18 protein-coding genes and 1 tRNA gene are annotated in these 22,562 nt (G+C 63.8%); all 19 read left to right on the top strand.

Annotation, left to right across the window (positions count from 1 at the left end; all coding sequences use genetic code 11):
- The first annotated feature begins 2 nt into the window (after nt 1-2).
- The 19 genes from DW892_RS03865 (at nt 3) to DW892_RS03780 (ending at nt 22,509) form a co-directional block, all read left to right on the top strand.
- Complete coding sequence (locus DW892_RS03865) at nt 3-929, top strand: respiratory chain complex I subunit 1 family protein (RefSeq protein ID WP_117765823.1); 927 nt, start codon at nt 3-5, stop codon at nt 927-929.
- Nucleotides 930-944: 15 nt separating this feature from the next.
- Entirely contained in the window at nt 945-2,402 is a 1,458-nt protein-coding gene (locus DW892_RS03860) for a hydrogenase 4 subunit D (protein WP_117765821.1), read from the top strand.
- Nucleotides 2,403-2,415: 13 nt separating this feature from the next.
- Nucleotides 2,416-3,069 (top strand): hydrogenase 4 membrane subunit, encoded by a 654-nt coding sequence (hyfE, locus tag DW892_RS03855; protein WP_117765819.1) that lies wholly within the window; start codon nt 2,416-2,418, stop codon nt 3,067-3,069.
- Nucleotides 3,070-3,072: 3 nt separating this feature from the next.
- The gene (locus DW892_RS03850) at nt 3,073-4,632 is read left to right on the top strand and encodes a hydrogenase 4 subunit F (protein WP_117765817.1); all 1,560 of its coding nucleotides are present in this window, start codon (nt 3,073-3,075) and stop codon (nt 4,630-4,632) included.
- A gap of 3 nt (nt 4,633-4,635) precedes the next feature.
- On the top strand, nt 4,636-6,408 hold the full coding sequence (locus DW892_RS03845) for an NADH-quinone oxidoreductase subunit C (protein ID WP_022095197.1): 1,773 nt from the start codon (nt 4,636-4,638) through the stop codon (nt 6,406-6,408).
- A gap of 1 nt (nt 6,409) precedes the next feature.
- Complete coding sequence (locus tag DW892_RS03840) at nt 6,410-7,126, top strand: formate hydrogenlyase complex iron-sulfur subunit (RefSeq protein ID WP_117765815.1); 717 nt, start codon at nt 6,410-6,412, stop codon at nt 7,124-7,126.
- 2 nt (nt 7,127-7,128) lie between these two features.
- A complete protein-coding gene (locus tag DW892_RS03835) occupies nt 7,129-7,911 on the top strand; it encodes an NADH-quinone oxidoreductase subunit B family protein (RefSeq protein ID WP_022095195.1) in 783 nt (260 codons plus the stop codon).
- Entirely contained in the window at nt 7,912-8,493 is a 582-nt protein-coding gene (locus DW892_RS03830) for a formate hydrogenlyase maturation HycH family protein (RefSeq protein ID WP_117564599.1), read from the top strand.
- Nucleotides 8,493-8,996, top strand: coding sequence for a hydrogenase maturation peptidase HycI (gene hycI, locus DW892_RS03825; RefSeq protein ID WP_055286177.1), 504 nt, complete (start codon nt 8,493-8,495; stop codon nt 8,994-8,996). Before DW892_RS03830 ends, hycI begins: the two co-directional genes overlap by 1 nt.
- A 39-nt stretch (nt 8,997-9,035) precedes the next feature.
- A complete protein-coding gene (locus tag DW892_RS03820; RefSeq protein WP_117765813.1) occupies nt 9,036-9,875 on the top strand; it encodes a formate/nitrite transporter family protein in 840 nt (279 codons plus the stop codon).
- A 122-nt stretch (nt 9,876-9,997) separates the two neighbouring features.
- Nucleotides 9,998-12,115 carry a molybdopterin-dependent oxidoreductase gene (locus DW892_RS03815; protein ID WP_158567023.1) on the top strand — a complete coding sequence of 706 codons (2,118 nt, stop codon included), beginning with the start codon at nt 9,998-10,000 and terminating at the stop codon, nt 12,113-12,115.
- A 52-nt stretch (nt 12,116-12,167) separates the two neighbouring features.
- Entirely contained in the window at nt 12,168-13,625 is a 1,458-nt protein-coding gene (selA, locus tag DW892_RS03810) for an L-seryl-tRNA(Sec) selenium transferase (protein WP_199577667.1), read from the top strand.
- Nucleotides 13,622-15,589 (top strand): selenocysteine-specific translation elongation factor, encoded by a 1,968-nt coding sequence (gene selB / locus DW892_RS03805; protein ID WP_117765809.1) that lies wholly within the window; start codon nt 13,622-13,624, stop codon nt 15,587-15,589. The genes selA and selB overlap by 4 nt, the downstream gene beginning before the upstream one ends.
- Before the next feature lie 36 nt (nt 15,590-15,625).
- Nucleotides 15,626-15,722, top strand: a tRNA-Sec gene (locus tag DW892_RS10390).
- 154 nt (nt 15,723-15,876) lie between these two features.
- Entirely contained in the window at nt 15,877-16,509 is a 633-nt protein-coding gene (locus DW892_RS03800; RefSeq protein WP_158567022.1) for a molybdenum cofactor guanylyltransferase, read from the top strand.
- Nucleotides 16,510-16,524: 15 nt separating this feature from the next.
- Entirely contained in the window at nt 16,525-16,920 is a 396-nt protein-coding gene (locus DW892_RS03795) for a DUF3343 domain-containing protein (RefSeq protein ID WP_117765805.1), read from the top strand.
- Nucleotides 16,921-17,177: 257 nt separating this feature from the next.
- Nucleotides 17,178-18,533 (top strand): NADP-specific glutamate dehydrogenase, encoded by a 1,356-nt coding sequence (gene gdhA / locus DW892_RS03790; protein WP_117765803.1) that lies wholly within the window; start codon nt 17,178-17,180, stop codon nt 18,531-18,533.
- A gap of 230 nt (nt 18,534-18,763) precedes the next feature.
- Entirely contained in the window at nt 18,764-19,678 is a 915-nt protein-coding gene (locus tag DW892_RS03785) for a xanthine dehydrogenase family protein subunit M (protein WP_117765801.1), read from the top strand.
- Nucleotides 19,678-22,509: a molybdopterin cofactor-binding domain-containing protein gene (locus tag DW892_RS03780; RefSeq protein WP_117765799.1), complete on the top strand. Its 2,832-nt coding sequence runs from the start codon at nt 19,678-19,680 to the stop codon at nt 22,507-22,509. The genes DW892_RS03785 and DW892_RS03780 overlap by 1 nt, the downstream gene beginning before the upstream one ends.
- Nucleotides 22,510-22,562: the final 53 nt, after the last annotated feature.

Below are 22,562 nucleotides of genomic sequence, written 5' to 3'. Positions count from 1 at the left end.
GCATGAACAACATCGTACTTGCCGTTCTGCAGGGCGTGGTCGTCATGGCCGTTGCGCCGTTCTTCTCCGGTCTCGGCCGCGTGATCCGCGCCAAGATGCACAACCGTCGCGGCCCCAGCATCATGCAGGACTACCGCGACCTGGCCAAGCTCTTTGCGCGCCCCGAGTCCCAGAGCGAGGACGCGAGCTTTGCGCTGCGCATTATGCCGCCGCTGTTCTTCGCCGTCGCCTTTATGCTCGCGATGGGCCTGCCGCTCTTTACGGCGCAAAGTCCCATCCCGGTCTTTGGTGACGCTATCACCATCATGTACAGCCTGGCGCTCGCCCGCTTCTTCTTCGCCCTCTGCGGTGTGGATTCGTCCAACGCCTACGCCGGTATCGGCGGCGTTCGCGAGCTGCTCATGAGCGTGCTCATCGAGCCGTCCATGCTGCTGGCGCTGTTTGCCGCCGCCCTAGTGTGCGGCTCTACCGACATTGCCACCATGGGTCAGCACATCATGACGGGCGCCATCGACGCGCCGGTCGCCGTGATCCTTGCCGGCATCGCCTTTGCGATTGCCTGCTATATGGAGCTCGGCAAGCTGCCGTTTGATCAGGCCGAGGCCGAGCAGGAGCTTCAGGAAGGTCCGCTCGCCGAACTTTCCGGCCCGTCGCTTGCGATGGCCAAGCTCGCCATGTCCATGAAGCAGGTCCTGGTCGTCGCCTGGTTCTGCGCGATCTTCGTCCCCTGGGGCGAGCCCGCGACCGTGGGCGGCGCCGCCGTTCTGGGCGCGGTCATCTTCCTGGTGAAGTGCCTGATCGACTTTGTCGTGTGCGGCGTGATCGAGAACTCCTGCTCGCGCTCGCGTTTTAAGGTGCTCGGCAATCAGACCTGGGCCGTCGTGGGCATCGCCGTTCTGGCGTTTGTCTTCGTGGTCGTCGGCGTGTAGGAGAAGGGAGAAACAATGTCATTTGCAGTCAGTCTGTCCCTTCTCGGCTTGGTCGCTATCGCGGCCCCGATGGTGGCCTCGGTGCTCGTCGCCCTGTTCCCCCGTCCGTACGCCAAGTGGTTCAGCGTTTTGGGTGCCGCCGTCTCGACGGCCTGCACCATCGCCCTCGCCGCGAATTTCGCTGGCACCGGCATGCCCGACACGCAGGTCTCCCTGATCTCGTTTGGGCAGACCCTCGTCATGGGATTCACCTTCGATCGCATGAGCACGCTGCTCGCGCCCGCCTTTGTGGGTATCGGCCTGCTTGTCGTGATCTATTCGATTCCCTATATGAGCGAGAATAACCGTGAGCATCCCGACGCACCGCGTCGTCGCTTCTACGCGTACCTCGCGACCTTCATCGGTGCCATGGCCGGCCTTGTGTACAGCTCGACTCTTTTGGGCCAGCTCGTGTTCTTTGAGATCACGGGTGCGTGCTCTTGGGGCCTCATTAGCTACTACATGTCGCCTACGGCCAAGAAGGCCGGCATGAAGGCCCTGATCATTACACATATCGGTGCGCTTGGCCTGTACCTGGGCGCCGCTATCGTATTTGCCCACACCGGCACCTTCGCCATCACCGCAATTGCCGGCCTCGACGCCAAGCTCAAGGCTATCGTCCTTTTGCTCGTGCTGTTTGCGGCCTGGGCCAAGTCCGCACAGGTCCCCATGTACATGTGGCTGCCTTCGGCCATGGAGGCGCCGACGCCTGTTTCGGCCTACCTGCATGGTGCCTCGATGGTCAAGGTCGGCGTGTGCGTGTTCGCGCGCGCACTCGTCTCTGCCGGCGAGATTCCCGAGATCGTGGGCTGGGTCGCCATTATCGACGCCATGGTCACCATGCTCTTTGGTTTCCTTATGTACCTGCCGCAAAAGGACATGAAGCGCCTGCTGGCCTTCTCCACGATCGCCCAGCTCTCCTATGTTTTCTTTGGTCTGGGCCTTTCGGTCTTTGGCAGCCAGCTGGCCTTTGACGGTGCCGTGTGCCACATCTTTAACCACGCTTTCGCCAAGACGCTGTTCTTCCTGATCGCCGGCTCGTTCTCCTTTACGCTCGGCACGCGTATGCTGCCCAAGCTTCGCGGCATCGTAAAGAAGTACCCGATCTCGGGCGTGGGCTTTGGTGTCGCGGCACTCGCCATTGCCGGCGTGCCGCCCATGAACACGTTCTTCTCGAAGTTCCAGATCATCGCCGGCGGCTTCTCTGTGGGTGCCGGCAACGTTGCGATCCTGGTGCTCGTGTGCATCATGGTCGCCGAGACCGTCGCCACCTTTGCCTGGTTCCTCAAGTGGATGGGCTATTGCCTGCCCGGCGAGCCGAGCGAAGAGGTCGCTGCGGGAGCCCCGCTTCCCCGCGCGATGGCGTTCGTGTTCATCGTGCTCATCATCATGGTCATCGTCAGCGGCCCGCTTTCGGCCAGCTGGATCGGTTAGGAGGTAGAACGACATGGGTTATTCGATCGTCAACATCCTTGGCGGCCTTCTGATCGTCACGTCCACCATGGTGGTCGTCTCTAAGAACATCAAACATGCCATCCGTTGGTACGCGGTGCAGTCGCTGGTGCTCGTGGGGCTGCTCGCCACGCTCGGTGTCACCACCGGTGCGCAGGAGCTGCTTATGTGGGCTGGATCTGCCTTTATCACCAAGGTCGTCCTGGTCCCTTATATCCTCAACCACGCATATAAGAAGATGGGTGAGCCGAGCGACGCATCGCTCAAGGCCGGCCTTAAGCCCGCGTGGGCCATCTGCATCATCGCCGTGGAGGTCGCGATCTGCTTTGCCGTCGTGACGCAGATCAGCCTGCCCACGGCCGAGGTCGCAACGCCCGCGCTCGCCATTAGCTTCGCTCACTTCTTTGTGGGCCTCACCTGCATCATCTCGCAGCGCAACATCATGAAGCAGATCTTTGGATACTGCCTTATGGAAAACGGCAGCCATGTGACGCTCGCGCTTTTGGCTCCCACCGCTCCCGAGATCATCGAGATCGGTATCGCCACCGACGCCATCTTTGCCGTCATCATCATGTCCATCGTCGTGCGTCGCATTTGGGACGACTCTCACTCGCTCGATGCGCGCGACCTGTCCGAGCTGAGGGGGTAGTCCATGGAAACGTTGATTCTCGCCCTGCTCGCGACTCCTTTGGTGTTCTCGCTGGTCATGGCGTTTTTGCCCAAGAACACGTCCTATAACGTGTTTGCCGGTCTCAACCTGGTCTCCGTCGCAGCCGTCCTGGTGCTGTCGATTATGACGGCCGGTGACGTCCTTATGAGCGGCGAAACCGCGAGCGCTCTTGGCCTGTGGTTCCACCTCGATTCGCTGGGTGCCATCTTTGTGATGCTCATCGGCTTTATCGGTTTTCTTACGGGACTGTTCTCGCTGCCCTATGTAAAGGCCGATATCGAGGAGGGCTCCATGCCCGCCGAGCGCGCCAAGCAGTATTTTGCGCTGTTTAGCCTGTTTGTGTTCACCATGCTGCTCGCGTGCCTGTCCAACAACATGATCCTCACGTGGGCCGCCGTGGAGGCAACCACGCTTTCCACCGTGTTCCTCGTGGGTATCTACAAGAACAAGACGGCCCTCGAGGCTTCTTGGAAGTATGCGATGGTCTGCACCGCCGGCGTGGCCTTTGGCCTGTTCGGTACGCTGCTGATCTACGCCAACGCCGCCGACGTGATTCCCAACGCCCACGAGGCCGCATTCCTGTCGTGCGTGCTGCCGTATGCCGACCAGTTCGATCCGACGCTCATGCGCCTCGCCTTTGCGTTTATCGTGATCGGCTTTGGCACCAAGGCCGGCCTGTTCCCCATGCACACTTGGCTGCCCGATGCCCACTCCCAGGCCCCGAGCCCTGTCTCGGCCCTGCTCTCTGGCGTGCTGCTTAAGTGCGCCATGCTTGTGATCATGCGCTTCTACGGCTTTACTATCCAGGCCGTGGGCGCCGAGTATCCGCAACTTTTGCTGCTGATCGTCGGCACGCTGTCCATTTTGGTGGCGGCACTCTCGATGTTTCGCCAGGACGACCTCAAGCGCCGCTTTGCGTACTCGTCTGTGGAGAACGTGGGCGTTATCGCCCTGTGCCTGGGTATCGGTGGCCCGCTGGGTATCGCCGCGGCCCTGCTGCACTGCGTGTTCCACGGCTTTACCAAGACGCTTGCCTTCTGCGTGTCCGGCAACATCCAGCACGCCTTTGGCACGCGTAGCCTGGCCAAGATCCAGGGTGTCGTCGAGGTTGCTCCCGCAACCGCCGCGCTCGCCGTTCTGGCGCTGCTCGGTCTTGGTGCCTTCCCGCCCTTTGGCATGTTTATCTCCGAGTTCCTGACTTTTGTCGCCGGTGTTACCGCCGGTCCCATGTGGCTGGTCGTCGTGGTCGCCCTCGGTCTTACCGTGGCCATCTCCGCGCTCACCCGCATCGCACTCAAGTCGGTATTCGGCCATGCGCCCCAGGGCATGGGCAAGCATGAGGCCCCGGCGCTCATGCTTATCCCCGAAATCATCCTGGCTGTCATGATCTTGTGGTTTGGCATCGCCACCCCGCTGCCTCTCGTGCACGGTGTGGAGACCGCGACCGGCATCGTGCTCGAGCAGAGCACCGAGGAACTTCACGCGACGCCGATGTACCGCGCTGTGTTCGGTACCGAGACCGCTCAGAGCGAGGTGGAGTAACGAATGATTGAAACTGAGAACAAGGTGTATGCCCGTCGCTGCGAGAGCCATGTCGAGGCCCTGCGCCGCGCCGTTCCGGGCTGCATCGAGAAGGTCGAGTGGCAGTGCGAGGACCAGCTGACGATTACCGTCAAGCAGGACAAGCTGCCCGAGGCCGTCCACTACCTGTATTACGAGCGCTACGGTTGGATTCCCGTGATCATCGGCAACGATGAGCGCAGTCTGTGCGGCCGTTACGCCGTGTACTACGTCATCTCCATGGAGGGGGAGGACCCCGGCTGGGTGACCGTGCGCACCGAGGTCGATCCCGCCAAGATGACGTTCCCGTCCGTGACGCCGTTCGTCCCCGCCTGCGTGTGGGGCGAGCGCGAGCTTCGCGACATGTTCGGCCTGATCCCCGAGGGTCTGCCCGATCGTCGTCGCCTGGTGCTGCCCGACGATTGGCCCAGCGGCCTGTACCCGCTGCGCAAGGACTCCATGGACTACCGCTTCCGTCCCGCTCCCGCGAGCGATATGGAAAACTACGAGTTCTTGGCCGATACCAAGGGCAAGGAGACGACGCTCGTCCCCATGGGCCCGTTGCACATTACCTCCGACGAGCCCGGCCACTTCCGTCTGTTCGTTGAGGGCGAGACGATCGTCGACGCCGACTACCGTCTGTTCTACGTGCACCGCGGCATGGAGAAGGTTGCCGAGACGCGCCTGAACTATGATGCCGTGACGTTCCTCGCCGACCGCATCTGCGGCATCTGCGGCTGCGCCCACTCGGTGGCCTATGCCGAGGCCGTCGAGCGCGCCCAGGGCATCCATGTCCCGCCGCGCGCCCAGTACATCCGCGCCATCATGCTCGAGGTCGAGCGCCTGCACTCGCATCTGCTCAACATTGGCCTCGCATCGCACTACACGGGCTTCGACTCCGGCTTCCAGCAGTTCTTCCGCGTCCGCGAGAAGTCCATGGACCTGGCCGAGAAGCTCTCCGGTCACCGCAAGACCTACGGCCTCAACGTGATCGGCGGCGTGCGTCGCGACATTTTGGCCGAGCAGAAGCTCTCCACGCTCACGACCATCCACCAGCTGCGCTCCGAGGTTCAGGAACTCGTCGACGTCTTGCTCTCCACGCCCAACTTTATTGAGCGTACGAGTGGCATCGGCATCTTGGACCGCAAGATCGCACGCGACTTCTCGCCGGTCGGCCCGCTCATGCGTGGCTCGGGCTATGCCCGCGACGTGCGCTTTGACCATCCCTTCGACGGCTACGCCGATCCGGACGTCCAAAAGATGCACGCCGCTACGGCCGACACCTGCGATGCCTTCGGCCGTACCGCCGTTCGCATCCAGGAGGTCTACGATTCGATCGACATGATCGAGACCATGCTCGAGAACTGCCCGTCGGGCCCCATCCTCACCACGGATTGGGAGTACACCCCGCACAAGTACGCCATCGGCGCCACCGAGGCGCCGCGCGGCGAGGACGTGCACTGGGCTATGCTCGGCAATAACCAGAAGTGCTACCGCTGGCGCGCCAAGGCCGCCACGTACAGCAACTGGCCGGTCCTGCGCTACATGTTCCGCGGCAACACCGTGGGCGACGCGGCGCTGATCGTCGGCTCGCTCGACCCGTGCTACTCCTGCACCGACCGCGTGACGGTGACCGATGTCGCCGCCAAGCGCGACCACGTGCTCGACAAGGAGCAGTTCGAGAACGTCTGGCGCGACAAGTCGCCGCTTGCGGGCGAGGGCACCATGGCCGCTCCGCTCGATGAGGAGGCGCTCTAATATGCTGAAGCTTTGGAAGGTTAACGCCAAGGCTGGCGACGCGACGGTCAAGTACCCGTTTGCGCCGTTCCCCACCAACAAGGACATGCGCGGCAAGCCCGAGCACAACGCGGAGCTCTGCATCGCCTGCGGTGCCTGCGGCGTGGCGTGCCCGGCCGATGCCATTCGCATGGACACCGACCTTGCGGCCGATACCATCACCTGGTCGATCGACTACGGTCGCTGCATCTTTTGCGGCCGCTGCGAGGAAGCCTGCCCCATGGAGGCCATCAAGCTCACCGAGGAGTTTGAGCTGGCCGTCATGAGCAAGGACGACCTCACCAGCAAGAGCGTCTATACGCTCGAGCACTGCTCGCGTTGCGGCAAGCCGTTTGCCCCGCACAAGGAGATCGACTACGCCAAGCGCCTGCTGCAAAAGGCCGGCGGCATGGAGGCCGAGCAGGCCGCCCGTACCGTCGGTATGTGCCAGGAGTGCAAGCGTGAGCTCGACGCCCTGCGCGCCGCCTCGGCCGTAAAGACCGGCAACGCGCGCGGCATGGCTGCCAACGAGACGCTTGCGTCCGGTGAGCCCCAGGGCCCCGGCATGGAGTATCTGGGCGGCCACGGCGTGAACCCGGAGTATATCGACCGCGAGCTCAACCCCGATGCGCCCGAGATCCCCGCTGGACCTGCACCGGTCGAGGGCATCATCATGGATTTTGATACGAAGGAGGAGTAACCATGGCCGAACCCACGCTTTTGCCCGAGCGGCTTCAGTACCGCCCGACCAAGATCGAGCTCGACGAGAGCATCGAGAAGGCCAAGGCGACCCTTCTTAAGAAGATCAAACGCTCGGTGTACGTCTACCGTGTCGACTGCGGCGGCTGCAACGGTTGCGAGATCGAGATCTTCGGTTCCATCACGCCCGTCTTCGACGTCGAGCGCTTTGGCATCAAGGTCGTGCCCTCGCCCCGTCACGCCGACGTGCTGCTGTACACCGGTGCCGTGACGCGTGCCATGCGCATGCCGGCCCTGCGCGCCTTTGAGGCCGCACCCGATCCCAAGATCGTGGTGTCCTATGGCGCGTGCGGCTGCACCGGTGGCATCTTCTACGACAACTACTGCGTCTGGGGCGGCACGGACAAGATTCTGCCGGTCGATGTCTACATCCCCGGCTGCCCGCCTAGCCCCGCGCAGACCATCTACGGCTTTGCCATGGCGCTCGGTCTGCTGGACCAAAAGCTCCATGCCGAGACCACGGTGGAGGCCGCCGGCGAGCAGGCCGATATCCTGCACCCCGGCGTGCCGTACAAGCTGCGCGTCGCCATCGAGCGCGAGGCTCGCGCCATGAGCGGCTACCGTTACGGCCGCGACCTGGCCAATGAGTTTATGGATACGCTCGAGGGCGCGCCCAAGGGCGATATCCGCGGTGCCATGGCGCTGCTCATCGACAAGCAGGACGATCCGCGCCGCGTCGAGGTGTACTCGGCGCTGCAGGATCTGGTGCTGGCCGGAGGTCGCTAGATGGAGCTCACGGACCGCTCTGGTTACTTTGCGGGCCCCGGTATGCTCGGCGGCTCCTTTGGCGATGCCTCGCGCGCAAGCGACGAGGCCGCCGAGGGCGTCGCCGACCCCTGCCTGGGCCATGCGCCCGACCAGGTGGTCTTTTACGAGCTCACGCGTAAGTTTGTGGAGACCGAGGAAGACGTTCCCCAGGAGGCCTGCGACGTGCTGTACTACACGCTCGCCGTGGGCCACCACACCGGCGTGCTCGACTGCTTTGAGCCGCGCCTGTCGGTGCCGGTGAACGTCTTCTATTCGCTCGTCGACGCGCTGCCGGAGGGGGAGGCCAAAACCAAGTTTGAGGCCATCCGCTCCTTTGGTGAGTGCCAGCTCGACAAGGCGGCGGTGCCGTCGCTGCTCGAGGCCTGCGATGCGTTGCTCGACGAGCGCGGTTTTCGCGGGTCGGCCAAGGCCGGCATCTCGGTGTTCGACGACGACTTTGGCCTGCATGCCCAGCAGGTCGCGTTTTTGATGAAGTTCCGTGATCTGGTTGAGCGCGTGCGCGATGTGTCGGGCGTGTATCTGACGGGGAGGTTGCAGTAATGGGTCGCGTTGTGGATGGACGTGTGAACGGAGCCCCGTTTGCGGGTATCGTGCTCACGGCGGGAAGCGTACTGCGTGCCGACGATGCCGCCGGCCCCGTGCTCTCCAAAAAGATGGAGGACGCACCCATCGCCGGTTGGTACACCATCGACGGCGGCCAAACGCCCGAGGATGACATCATCGAGGTCAAGCGCGAGCGTCCGCCTCGCCTGGTCTTGGTCGATGCCGCCGACATGGCGCTGCCCGTCGGGTCCATCCGCTTGCTCGACAAGCGCGATGTGGCCCGCAAGTCGATGTTCACCACGCATTCGCTTCCCTTGTCGATTCTGATCGAGGAAATCGAGCAATCGTGCGATGATATCGTCTTCGTCGGGATTCAGCCGGGTGACACGGAGTTCTACAACCCCATGTCCCCGGAAGTCTTTGACGCCGTCGACGCCGTGTACGACGCCGTGGCCGCCAACGACTTTTCCCACTTTGTCCGCTTGGGGCAAGAGCAATAGGAGCGCTTGTCTCTGCTGATTAGGAAAGAAGTGATTGACATGGCAGATTCCAAGGTGGAGTACTCCGCTCCCGATTGCCTGGCGCCCGCCGCGATCGAGGCCAAGACCGAGACCGCCGGCGTGACCAAGGCTAACCTGCCGGTCGCTAAGGCCTTTCTGTTGGCAATGTTCGCCGGCGCTTTTATCGCCTTCGGCGGCCTGTTCTTTACAGTGTTTTTGAGCGACAGCACGCTCGGTTGGGGTGCCCAGCGCGTCGTGGGCGGCCTGTGCTTTTGCCTGGGCCTGGTGCTGGTACTGGTGTGCGGCGCCGAGCTGTTCACCGGCAATTCTCTTATGGTCTGCGCGCTCAAGAGCAAAAAGATCACCCTGGCTCAGATGCTCAAGGCTTGGGTCGTCGTATGGGTCGGTAATTTTGTCGGTGCTCTGTTCATCGTCTTTTTGGTGTACATGGCCGGCATTTACAAACTCAACGGCGAGGCGGTTGCCAATTCCATGGTGAGCGTCGCCGCCGGCAAGGTGACGATCGACTGGGTGACGATCTTCTTCCGCGGCATCCTGTGCAACATCTTTGTGTGCCTGGCCGTGTGGATCGGTACCGCCGGCAAGACCGTGGTCGATAAGGTCGTGGGTATTTTGCTGCCGATCGCTGCCTTTGTGGCCTGCGGTTTTGAGCACTGCGTTGCCAACATGTACTTTTTGCCCATGGGTGCCGTGATGCACGCGTGCGGCTATGGTGCTGACGTCGCCGGCGCCGATGCGCTCAACGCTGCGGGCATTGCGTTTAACCTGTCCGCCGCCACGCTGGGCAACATCGTGGGCGGCGCGGTTCTGGTCGCGCTCGGCTACTGGTTTATCTACGCCAAGAAGTCCGAGGCGTAAGGTACCGTCTGTTTGACGTTGGGCCTCCCGCGGGGCGTTGCCGTGCGGGAGGCTTTTTTGGCCTGGGACTCGTTGCCGGGCTTTTGGCCTGTTGTGTTTGGCTGATGAAAGGGGTAATCGAGATGGCATCTGCTGTGAAGCGTGACGGTCGCGCCGTGGTGACTACATGCGGGGGATGCTATGCCGATTGCGCCTTTGCGGCACGCGTTGAGGACGGTCGCGTGGTGGCCGAGCTGCCGGTTGTGGGGCATCCGTGCGCGGCGCGTGCCCTGTGCGCCCGCGGTCGGCATCGCCTGTCTATGCCGTTTGACGAGCGCGATCGCATTGTGCACCCCATGCGCCGACGAGCTGATGGCTCGGGGTTCGATGCGATTTCGTGGGACGAAGCGTTTGCCCAGATTGCCGAGCGTCTTTTGGGGATTGTTGACGAACGTGGCCCCCGTGCGCTGGGCATGACGCTCGGCGTGCCCTCGTTCGACCGCTACTGGGCATATCGCCTTATGCATGCGCTGGGCTCGCCCAACGTGTATGGTGCCGACGGTGCCTGCGAGGTAAGCCGTCTCACCGGCTGGGAGCACAGCCTGGGTTACAGCCCCGCCACCGACCTGTCGCATACCGATTGCATCATGTATCTGGGGCGTTCCATCGTCGATTCGTCGACGATGGGGGCTGTTGATGCGCTCAACGATGCCCGTCGCCGTGGGGCGAAGATTATCGTGGTCGACCCCCGGCGCAGCGGCTCGGCCGCGCTTGCCGACCGCTGGCTGCGCGTGCGCCCGGGCTGCGACCTGGCCTTGCTGCTGGGCATTGCGCATGTCTTGATTGCCGAGGACCTGTACGATCACGAGTTTGTTGCCCGCTATACCACAGGCTTTGACGAGCTGGCGCAGGCGGCCCGTGCTTGGACGCCCGAGTGGGCCGAGTCGATGTGCGACGTGCCGGCCGCAGAGATTGTCGCCACGGCGCGCGATCTCGCTGCCGCCGCGCCTGCCGCTGTGGTGGATGCGGGCTTTCATGGTGGCATCGGTATCGCGTATGCCAATAGCACCCAGACCGCGCGCGCTATCTGCCTGGTCGATGTGCTGCTGGGCTGCATCGGGCATGTAGGCGGCGCGCTCAATCCGCCCACGCCGCTTGTGTTGAGCGACCTCGATCCCGCGCGCTTTGCGACGCCGCCGGTGCCTCGCGGGCCCAAGCTGGGGTCCGAGCGCTATCCATTGGTCGATCCGGTGCGCGGCCTGTGCACGACCATCGGTCAGTCGATACTGGCCGGCGATTTGCGTGGGATCATCGTCTATGCTAGCAATCCCGGGGCAGGCTATGGCAACGCCGGAGCGTGGTTGGGTATTTTGCAGCAGCTCGACTTGCTCGTGACGATTGATATCCGCTGGTCCGAGACAGCGCGCGCTTCTGACTTCGTGCTGCCCGATGTGACGTATCTGGAGGCCGACCGCGGTGTGGGCACAGTCGTGGGTGCCAACGATTCGCGGGTGTTCTACCGCAACGCCGTGCTGCCTGTGCAGCATGACGACGCACGTCCCGGTCGGGAGATTTTTGCCGGTCTGGCGCAGGCGTGTGGGGCTGGCGAGTACTTCCGGTTTACGTCTGACGACCTGGCGGCTGCCCAGGTGGCGCCTTTTGGGATCGATCTGGACGAGCTCAAGGAGCGCGGCTGGGCCGACACGTGTGTTGCGTTGCCGTCGCGTACGGGCGAGCCGGCGATTCCCTTGGATGGCGGCAAAATTGCGCTGGCAAGCGACGTATGGGAACGAGCCGGCCTGGGTCGTGTACCCAACTGGATCGCCCCCATGGTGGAGCCGGGCCTGGGGATGTTTCGCCTCATTAGCGGCAACCGTCCCTTTGAGTCGCATACCTCGCGAAGGCTTGCAGCCCAAGGTGCCGCCGAGGCTGGGTCGGACCTGGATGCCGTGCAGATGAATGCCGATGCTGCCGCGCACATGGGCATCGCCGACGGCGAGATCGTCGAACTCGTGAGTGATATGGGCCGCGACCGCGTGCGCGTGGAGACGACGCCTTATCTGCATCCGGCGTGCATCTTTACGTCGGCCGCCCCCGGCGGGCGTTCGCTTGGCGCCGATGCCGGTGGCGCTCAAGCCTTGGGCGTGGGCCCGCTCGACCATACGCCGTTGCGTTGGGACCCGTTGACGGGTGCTGCGCTCACTCAGGAAAACGCCGTTCGCGTGGAAAAGATCGCGGCGCGCGGGGATAATGACGAGTAATTGACTCAGCTGATGTATTCGACTGATCCACGTTTCTTTTGAAAGGCCGCACATGAGCGATAGCCAGAACATGTCCGATGAGGTGCGCGCCCGCCTGCGCGCCATTCCTTCCGTCAACGAGCTGCTTGCCGAGTGGCCGGTGGTGAAGGCGGCGGGGGAGACCTGCGACGCGGTGGTCCATGCTGCCGTGACGGCCGAGCTCGACGAGGAGCGCGCCGCCATTCGCGCCGGTGCCGCCCCGCGCTCTAAGCGCGACCTGGCCTCGGCCATCGAGTGGCGTGCGCATCGCTCCGCGCTGCCGAGCCTGCGCCCCGCCGTCAACGCCACGGGTGTGGTCATCCATACCAATCTGGGCCGTGCCCCGCTTGCGGAGTCGGCGGCAAAGGCCGTGGCCGAGGTTGCGCGCGGGTATAGCACGCTCGAGTACAGCGTCGACACCTGTTCGCGCGGGTCGCGCAAGGAGCACGCCGCGCAACTGATCCGCTCGCTCACCGGTGCCGAGGACGCGCTGGTCGTCAACAACAATGCCGCCGCGGTGCTGCTGGTGCTTGCCACCCATGCCGCGGGCAAAGAGGTCATCGTGAGCCGTGGCGAGCTCGTCGAGATCGGTGGCAGCTTCCGTATTCCCGACGTCATGGCGGCTTCGGGCGCCAAACTCGTCGAGGTCGGCGCCACCAACCGCACGCACCTGTCGGACTACGAGCGCGCCATCACGCCCGATACGGCCATGATCCTTAAGGTCCATCCTTCTAACTATCGCATCGTGGGTTTCCACGAGGAGGTGGGTTCTCGGGAGCTTGCGGCGCTTGCTCACAAGCATGGCCTGCTGTTCTACGAGGACCAGGGTTCGGGCGCGCTGCTGCCCGATGACATCTTGGTTCGCGGCGGCGAAGAAACCACGCCGGCTTCGGTTTCGGCAGGGCTCGATCTGGTGTCGTGCTCGGGCGATAAACTGCTCGGTGCCGCACAGGCGGGCATTATCATGGGCCGTCGCGATCTGGTCCAGGCCTGTGGGTCGCATCCGCTTATGCGCGCCCTGCGCCCGGGTAAGTTGGCACTTACTGCGCTCGAGGCCACGTTGCGTATCTACATGGACGGCGCCGATGTTGCCCACCGTGATATTCCGGTGCTCAGTATGCTTACGCTGCCGCAGGCCCATTTGGAACGACGTGCCCGCAAGCTTCGCGATCGTATGGTTGCCGGGCTCGATAAGGTCGGTTGCCCGTGCGCCGTTCAGGTGGAGATCGTCGAGGAATCGTCGACCCCCGGTGGCGGCTCGCTGCCTACCGTGGAGCTGCCTACGATGTGCGTGGCCGTCTGCCCGGTCGACGGGCGCCTGTCCGTCGATGCGCTCAAGCGCTCGCTCGTCCAAGACTTCGATACGCCGGTCGTCACGCGCACCTCGCACGACCGCATTCTGTTTGATGTGCGCACGCTCGTGGGCGACCGCGATATCGAGACGGCGGCATCGACGCTCGTCGCGTGCGTTGAGAAGGCGATTGCTCGATGAGTGAGGTTCAAGCACTGGTGGAGTGTCCCGTTATCGTAGGTACGGCGGGACATGTTGACCACGGTAAGTCGGCGCTCATCGAGGCGCTGACGGGTAAAAACCCCGACCGCCTGGAGGTTGAGCGCCGTCGCGGTATGACCGTGGAGCTGGGCTTTGGCGAGCTGGCGCTGCCGAGTGGCAAGATCGTGGGCCTGGTCGACGTGCCGGGCCACGCGCATTACTTGCGCGCCATGGTGCAGGGCGCCACGGGTATCGACGTGGCCGTGCTGGTGGTTTCGGCCGTGGAGGGCGTAATGCCGCAGACGCGTGAGCACGTGCACGTGTTGGAGCTGTTGGGCGTCACGCATATGGTGGTGGCGCTGACCATGTGCGACCTTGCGGACGACGAGATGGCCGAACTTGCCGAGCTCGACGCCGATGACTTTTTGTCGGGTACCGTGTTTGCGGACGCGCCGATCGTGCCCGTGTCGTCTAAGACGGGCGAGGGGATCGACGGGCTGCTTGCGGTGCTCGACGAGCAGGTAAGTGCCTGCTGGGATTCCTGCCGTGCCCGTGCCGAGCTCACCGATGCCGCACCGCGTCTGCCGATTGACCGCTGCTTTACGATTAAGGGCGTCGGCACTGTCGTAACGGGAACGCTGCACGATGCGCCGGTTGCGGTGGGCGACGAGCTGATGGCTTTGCCGTCGCGTACGGTCTGTCGCGTGCGCGGGATTCAGGTGCATGGCGATACGCCGCGCGCGCTGCCTGGTCAGCGTGTGGCGCTCAACCTAGTTGGTGACGGTGTCGCGGCACTTGACCGCGGCGAGATGCTGGGCGTGGCGGATCGCTTTGGTCAGACGTTGCGCTTTATGATGACGTTCACCTACCTGGGCCGCGAGGGCGCCAAGCCGCGCGTGCTCGAGTCGGGCGCGCGTGTGCATGTGATGGCCGGCACGGCCGAGGTCGTCGGCCACATCATGCTTTTGGAGGGCGAGGCCCCCATGGCGGTGGGCGAGACCCGTACCGTGCAGGTGCGCTTGGAGGAGCCGCTGCCGCTGCGAGCCGGAGACCATGCCGTGGTGCTGTCGTATTCGCCCGTTATGCTCATTGGCGGCGGGCGTGTACTGCTTTCGCGCTGCCGTCGCACGCGAGAGCTTTCGGCGGAGGAGCGCACGCTGCTTGCAGCGCTCGAGTCCGGCGATATCGCGGGCGGTGTGGGCGCTTGGTTGGCGCTGCAGACGCTGCCGGTTACGGCGATTGATGTTGCCGAGGCTTTAGATCTTGGTGTCGGCGAGGTCGATGCCGCACTGCGCGGGTTGGTGGCGCAGGGCTCCGTTCGCAAGCTTGCCGTAGGTGATGCAGACCTCTTGGCGGACGCCGTGGTGCTCGACGCCGCGATGGATGCACTGGCGGCGACCCTGTCAGCCATGCACGCGGCGGCTCCCAAGGAGACAGGCTTTACGCCCGGCGCCGTTGCCCATGCTGCGTGGCCTGCCGCTGATGAAGACGTTGCCGCGGCTCTGATTGCCGAGGGCTGCTCGCGTGGCGTGTGCGCCGCCGAGGGCGCCGAGGTATTCGATCCACATTCGGCCGCCGCGGCGGCACGCGTGGTGCGAGAGGCTTGCGAGCGGATCGTCGCGCTGCTTGACGAGGCCGGCCTGGATGCACCGACGTTGCCCGAGGTGGGCGAGCAGCTGCAGCTCGATCGCGACACCATGACGCGTGCCCTGCGCGAGCTTTCGCTCAACCGCTCGATCGTGAAGGTCGAGCGCAACGTTGCCCTGTCCGCTGCCGCCGAGGCCCATGTGCGCGAACTCGTCGCCGCCGCCATTGAGGCCGCCGGCGGCGCTGCCACCACGAGCGTGCTGCGCGAGGCCCTGGGCGTGTCGCGCAAACGCGCCATCAGCATCTTGGAGCACCTGGATGCCGTGCGCTTTACGGTGCTCGACAAGGAGGCCGGCGGCCTGCGCTCCCTGCGCTAGATTGGCTGCTCGGTTTGGTAAAATACCGCCGCACTTGGGAACGGATGGGCTCCGGTGGGCTCCGCGGTCCTCAAAACCGTTGCGAGGCGTGCAAAACGTCTTGGATGTGTTCGATTCACATACGTTCCCGCCATACGTTACCAGCGCTTTTGTGCTCGCGGTCTTGCTGCGTGCCGCAAAGGCGCTGTTTTGTTTTTGCACGAGCTTTTCGTAGCGCCGCTATTTCGGCGGCAGTATTTAGCTTTGCGCACCGGGTTTCGAGCATGCCGATGGGGGTGTTTTGCCGTATGACTACCGTAAGACGTGCCGATCTTTCTTGTGTCGTCCAAGCGGGCGGGCTGTCCTCGCGCATGGGCTGCGATAAGGCCCGCATGTCGTTTTGCGGCGAGCCGCTCATCGAGCGCGTGCTGGGCCGGCTGGCGCAAGTTGCCGGCGAGTTGGTCGTGACGACGTCGCGTCCCAGCGAGCTGGCCTACCTTGAGGAGCGCGCGTTTGGCGGCCTGGTGCCGCGTGTGGTGGCGGACCTTGAAGGGCCGGCGGGTGCCATGCGCGGCATCGCGAGTTCGTTGGCCGCGGCCCGATTGCCGCTCGTGGCGATCGTCGCCTGCGATATGCCGTTTGTCTCGCCGGAACTCATCGGCGCGCTTGCCGATCGTGTTGAGGCCGAGGCGCTCGACGTGTGCGTGCCGCGCGAGGAGCGGGGGATTGAGCCGCTTTGTGCCGTCTGGCGCCGTGACGCGTGTGCGCCGGTCGCCCAAGAGCTGCTCGTCTGCGACCGTCAGCGCATTCGCTGCCTGATTAATCGCGTTCAGGCTGGTTATATGGATGAGCCGCAGATCGTTAAGGTCGCAGGCTCGACGCTCTGCTTTGAAAACGTCAATACGCCCGAGGAGTTTGCGGCGGCAGAGTTACTCGCCTAGACGATTGGAGTTGCCATGTCTCACGATATTTGCCCCGACACGGGAGAGCCTTGCACTTGCGACGGGTCCGAGCCCTGTACCTGCGGCTGCGGTGGCTGTGGACATACTGCGGAAGAGGAAGCGGCCGCCGCGGCGTATCGTGAGGCACACCGCGAAGGCCCGTCCGGTGATGTCCTCGACCACGAGCGCAAGATTATCGTGTCGTTTGACAGCACCTTCGATGTGATGGAATGCGAGCAGCTGTGCCTGGATGCCGGCGTGCCCGGGCGCATTATGCCTTTGCCCGGCTCCATTACCGCAGGTTGCGGTCTGTGCTGGGCCATGCCGTTCTCGGGCGATGCGCTCGCCGCCTTCCGCGCTGCCACCGAAGGCCGCGTAACCCCCGCCGACTACCATCAGCTCGTCCTCTAACCGCCAACACCACCACAAAGGTGCCTGTCCCCAATGTGGTGGTTTGGAACATGTGGACGAAACAGCTTCGAAACACGCGAGTTGTTCGTCAGGTGCTCAAAAACGCTTCTACCTGCATCGTAATCAAAACGAAACATCTGCTCGTCGGCTTATGCGAAACTTTGCTGCAACAGTGCGATATTATCCATACTCGATAAAGCTCGCGGCGCATGGGGCGCCTCGAACGATACTTTTCTTTTCCATCAATTGGAGGAAGCATGAGCTACACGCAGAAAGTTCTCGACGAGCTCAAGGCCCGCTATCCCGAGCAACCTGAGTTCATCCAGGCCGCGACCGAGATCCTCGGCACCATCCAGCCGGCGCTCGACGCCCACCCCGAGTACGAGGAGGCCGCCCTGCTGGAGCGCCTCGTCGAGCCCGAGCGCATCGTCATGTTCCGTGTTCCCTGGGTCGACGACCAGGGCAAGGTTCAGGTCAACCGCGGTTACCGCGTCGAGTTCAACTCTGCCATTGGACCCTATAAGGGCGGCCTGCGCTTTAACCCGACGGTCACCCTGGGCATGCTCAAGTTCCTGGGCCTGGAGCAGATCCTCAAGAACAGCCTGACCACCCTTCCCATGGGCGGCGGCAAGGGCGGTTCCGACTTTGACCCCAAGGGCAAGTCCAACAACGAGATCATGCACTTCTGCCAGTCCTTCATGACCGAGCTCTATCGCCACATCGGCCCCAACACCGACGTTCCCGCCGGCGACCTGGGCGTTGGCGGCCGCGAGGTTGCCTACATGTTCGGTCAGTACAAGCGCCTGACCAACGAGTGGACTGGCGTTCTCACCGGCAAGGGCCTCTCCTTTGGCGGCTCGCTCGCCCGTACCGAGGCTACCGGCTACGGTCTGGTCTACTTTGTGGACGAGTACCTCAAGAGCCGCGGCGACTCCTTCGAGGGCAAGAACGTCGTCGTTCACGGCTCCGGTAACGTCGCCATCTACGCGGTCCAGAAGGTCGCCCAGCTCGGCGGCAAGGTGCTCGCCTGCTCCGACACCCATGGCTGGGTCGAGGATCCCGACGGCATCGACTACACCGTGCTCGAGCATGTCTACAACAAGAAGCGCTCCGGCCACGACAAGGGCGTTACGCTCGCTATGTACGTCGACGAGAAGCCCAATGCCACGTGGCACGAGGGCGACGGCCGTGGCGTGTGGCAGCTGCCCTGCGACATCGCGCTGCCCTGCGCTCGCGAGAACACGCTGCTGCTCGAGGACGCCCAGGCTCTCGTCGCCAACGGCTGCAAGGTGGTCGGCGAGGGCGCGAACATGCCCACGACCATCGAGGCCACGACCTACTTCCAGGAGAACGGCGTCGCCTTTATGCCCGGTAAGGCTGCCAACGCCGGCGGTGTGCTCGTGTCCGGCCTGGAGATGAGCCAGAACGCCGAGCACCTGTCCTGGACCTTCGAGGAGGTCGACGGCAAGCTCGAGCAGCTCATGCGCGGCATGTTCCACAACGTGGACGACACCGCCAAGGAGTATGGCCAGGAGGGCAACTTTGTCATGGGCGCCAACATCGCCGGCTTCTTGAAGGTCGCCGACGCCATGCTCGCCCAGGGCGTCTGCTAAATCTTCGCTCGACATAGCATGTGATAAGGCTCCCAGTCATCTTGGCTGGGAGCCTTTTCTATCCTGGAGGACTCTTCATAACTTGCGGTGAAATACGGACTGTTTAGCGCCCCGGAACGGCTAATCAGTCCGTATATCACCGCAAGTTATGGATGGGTGGGTGGATTTTGTCCTAAAACGGTGTGCGGCCCCTCGTTTGGTACACTTAAAGGTGCTGGACAAGTGAAGAGATGGGGGAGAACGTGCTCAAGTTCGGTACCTACGTCCGTGTTGGAAACGCGGCCGAAGCCTATGAGCTCTTGCAGAAGAACCGCAACAACAAGATTGTGGGCGGCGGCATCTGGATGCGCCTGGGATCGCGTCGCGTGGCGACGGCGATTGACCTTTCGGCCTGCGGACTCGATCAGATCGAGGAGACCGAGACCGAGTTTCGCATCGGTGCCATGTGTGCCCTGCGCCAACTCGAGCGCCATGCCGAACTCAACGCGCTCGTCAACAACGTATTTGAGTTTGCCGTCCACGACATTGTGGGCGTGCAGCTGCGCAATACCGCCACGGTGGGTGGCAGCATCTACGGCCGCTTTGGCTTCTCGGATGTTCTCTCCGCCTTCCTCGCGCTCGATTCCTATGTTGAGCTGACGGGTGCCGGCCGCGTGCCGCTTGCCGAGTTTGTGAACATGGGCTATGTGCGCGACGTGATCGAGCACGTCGTGGTCGTTAAGCACGACTACCGCGCGAGCTACGAGGCCGTACGCAAGGCCGCGACCGACTTCCCCTCCCTAAACGTTACCGCCGCCTGGTGGGACAACAGCTGGCATGTCACCGTGGGTGCCCGTCCGCTGCGCGCGACCCTGCTGCAGGGCGAGGCATGCGGCCTGGTGAACGAGCAGCCTTCCGAGGACGAGCTGCGTGCCCTTGCCGCGTCCGTGCGCGCGCTGAGCTACGGCACCAACCTGTGGGGCTCAGCCGAGTACCGCCGTCGCATCTCGGCGCCGCTTGCCGTGCAGGCCGTGCGCCGCGCCGCCGGCATCGAGCTTTCGGCCGCGCTTGCCCGCGAGCTCGAGGGCGTGCAGATCCCCAAGTTCGCCACGGACGAGTATTCCTGCCGCCGCGTGCCCGGCGTCGATTCTAGCGAGGTGCGCTAATGGCTGCCAAACTCATCGATCTTTCCTTTACGCTCAACGGCCGCAAGGTCAAGGTTCAGATTGCCCCCGACACCATGCTCTTTGCGCTGCTGCGCGAGCAGGGTTGCGCGTCGGTGCGCTGCGCCTGCGAAACCACCAACTGCGGCCTGTGCACGGTGTGGCTCGACGGCGACCCGGTGCTGAGCTGCTCGGTTCCCGCCGCGCGCGTCGAGGGCCGCTCCGTCACCACGCTCGAGGGTCTCAAGGCCGAGTCCGAGGCGCTCGCTCGCGCCATGGCTGTCGAAGGTGCCGAGCAGTGCGGTTTTTGCGCTCCCGGCCTCATCATGAACGTGTTGGCGCTCGCTCGTGCCGCCAAGGAAGACCCGAGCCTCGTCGCCACGCGCGAGGAGCTCTCGCGCCAGCTTGCCGGCAACCTCTGCCGCTGCAGCGGCTACGAGAGCCAGCTGCGCGCCATCGTCCGCTTCCTCAACGAATCTGGCGTACAGGTGGGCTTTGAGTTGCCCGAGCTGCCGGTCAATGACACCAGCTGCGACGGCGTCACCTACAAGCAGATCACTCACAAGCAGCCCAAGAAGGACTCGAAGGCCCTGCTCGAGGGCCGTCCCGTCTACACGGGCGATATGGTGCCCGCCGGTGCGCTCATCGTCAAACTCAAGCGCAGCCCGTACGCCCGCGCCAAGATTCGCTCTATCGATACGTCGCGCGCCCTGAAGGTGCCCGGTGTCGTGGGCGTCTACACCTACGAGGACGTTCCCAAGCGCCGTTTTACCATTGCCGGCCAGAGCTATCCGCAGCCGAGTCCCTACGACCGTCTGATTCTCGAGAACCTCGTCCGTTACCAAAACGAAGAGGTGGCGATCGTCGCCGCCGAGACCGAGGAGGCCGCCGATAAGGCGCTCAAGCTCATCAAGGTCGACTACGAGGTGCTCGAGCCCCTGCTCGACTTTACCCAGGCACTCGATAACGACATCGTGGTCCACCCCGAGGGCGACGTGACCTTTATGTTCCCGCAGGGCGGCGATGTTCCGCGCAACCTGGTGTGCAGCGGCTCGAGCGACTTTGGCGACTTGGACGAGGCGTTCGCCCAGAGCGACGTCGTCTTTACCCGTACCTACACCAGCCAGGCCACGCAGACCGCGCCCATGGAGACCTTCCGCGCCTTTGCGACGACCGACGCGTTCGGGCGCATCTCGGTGACCACCTCCACGCAGGTGCCCTTCCACGTGCGCCGCATGGTCGCGCAGTCGCTCGACATTCCGCAGTCGCAGGTGCAGGTCATTAAGCCGCGCATCGGCGGCGGCTTTGGCTCCAAGCAGACGGGCTGCTGCGAGATCTTCGTGGCGTTCGTCACCCAGCAGACCGGCCGTCCGAGCTATTGCTGCTACACCCGCGAGGAGACCATCACTGCGGGCAACTCGCGCCACCAGATGCAGATGACCGTTAAGCTGGGCGCCATGAACGACGGCACCATCACGGCCATCGACCTGCATACGCTTTCCAACGCCGGCGCGTACGGCGAGCACGCCACCACGACGATCGGCCTTTCGGGCCACAAGAGCCTGCCGATTTACAACCATGTAAAGGCGAGCCGCTTTAGCTGGGACGCTGTCTACACCAATACCAACCGCGGCGGCGCGTATCGCGGCTACGGTGCCACCCAGGGCCAGTTTGCCGTGGAGAGCGCCGTTAACGAGCTCGCCGACATGCTGCACATGGACCCCGCCGACCTGCGCCTTAAGAACATCGTGCGCGAGGGCGAGATCATGCCGCAGTACTACAACGAAAAGCTCAACGCCTGCGCACTCGACCGCTGCCTGCTGCGCGCGATGGACATGATCGGTTGGCGCGACAAGCCGCTGGCCGTCGACCTGGGCGACCGCGTGCGTGCTCTGGGCTGTGCGCTCACCATGCAGGGCTCGGGCATTTCCAATGTCGACATCGCCGGCATCGATATGCGCCTGGAAGAGGACGGCTTCATTACCATCGGCACCGGCGCCACCGATAACGGCATGGGTGTCGACACGATTCTGGCGCAGATTGCCGCCGAGGAGTTGGGCGTTGAAAGCTCGCTCATTGTGGTGCGCGGCGTGGACACCGACGTGTCGCCGTTCGACGCCGGTTCGTACGCGAGCTCCGGTACCTACGTGACGGGCCTTGCCGCCAAGAACGCCGCGACCGAGCTGCGCGAGAAGATTTGCGCCAAGGCCGCTCAGATGTGGGACGTTGACGCCGCCGACGTGGTCTTCGACGGCCAGTACGTGCGCCTGTCCGACGAGCGTGCCGCTCGTGAGCGCGGCCGCTACCTCACGCTGCGCGACTTTGCCAACCTGTGCGTCAAGAACATCGCGGGCGGCGACGCGCTCACCTCGCACGCTTCTGCCTGCCTGCCCGTTTCGCCTCCGCCGTTTATGGCCGGCATTGCCGAGGTCGAGGTCGACAAGGCCACCGGCAAGGTGACTGTGGTGGACTATGCGGCGGCCGTCGACTGCGGCACCGTGATCAACGAGGCGCTCGCGCGCGTTCAGGCCGAGGGCGGCATTGCCCAGGGTATCGGCCACGCGCTCTACGAGATCGTGGAGCACGACGACCGCGGTCGTCTGCGCACCGGCAACTTTATGAGCTACAAGCTGCCCACGCGCCTGGATATCGGCAGCATTCGCGTGGCCTTTGAGCCGAGCTACGAGCCGACGGGTCCTTTTGGTGCCAAGTCGATCGGCGAGGTCGTCATCAACACGCCGCTCGCCGCTGTTGCATCGGCCGTGGCACACGCCACCGGCCACCAGGTGCGCTCGCTGCCGATCACGCCCGAGAAGGCCCTGCTGGGGGAGTAGCGGGTCGGCGAACAAGTCGTAATGGGCGGGGCGGGGCAACTCGCCCCGCCTTT

The organism is Collinsella sp. AM40-7AC (assembly GCF_003468125.1).
Classification (GTDB): Bacteria; Actinomycetota; Coriobacteriia; order Coriobacteriales; family Coriobacteriaceae; genus Collinsella; species Collinsella aerofaciens_O.
The sequence above is the reverse complement of the archived record's forward strand: the minus strand, read 5'-3'. Positions and strand labels throughout refer to the sequence as shown.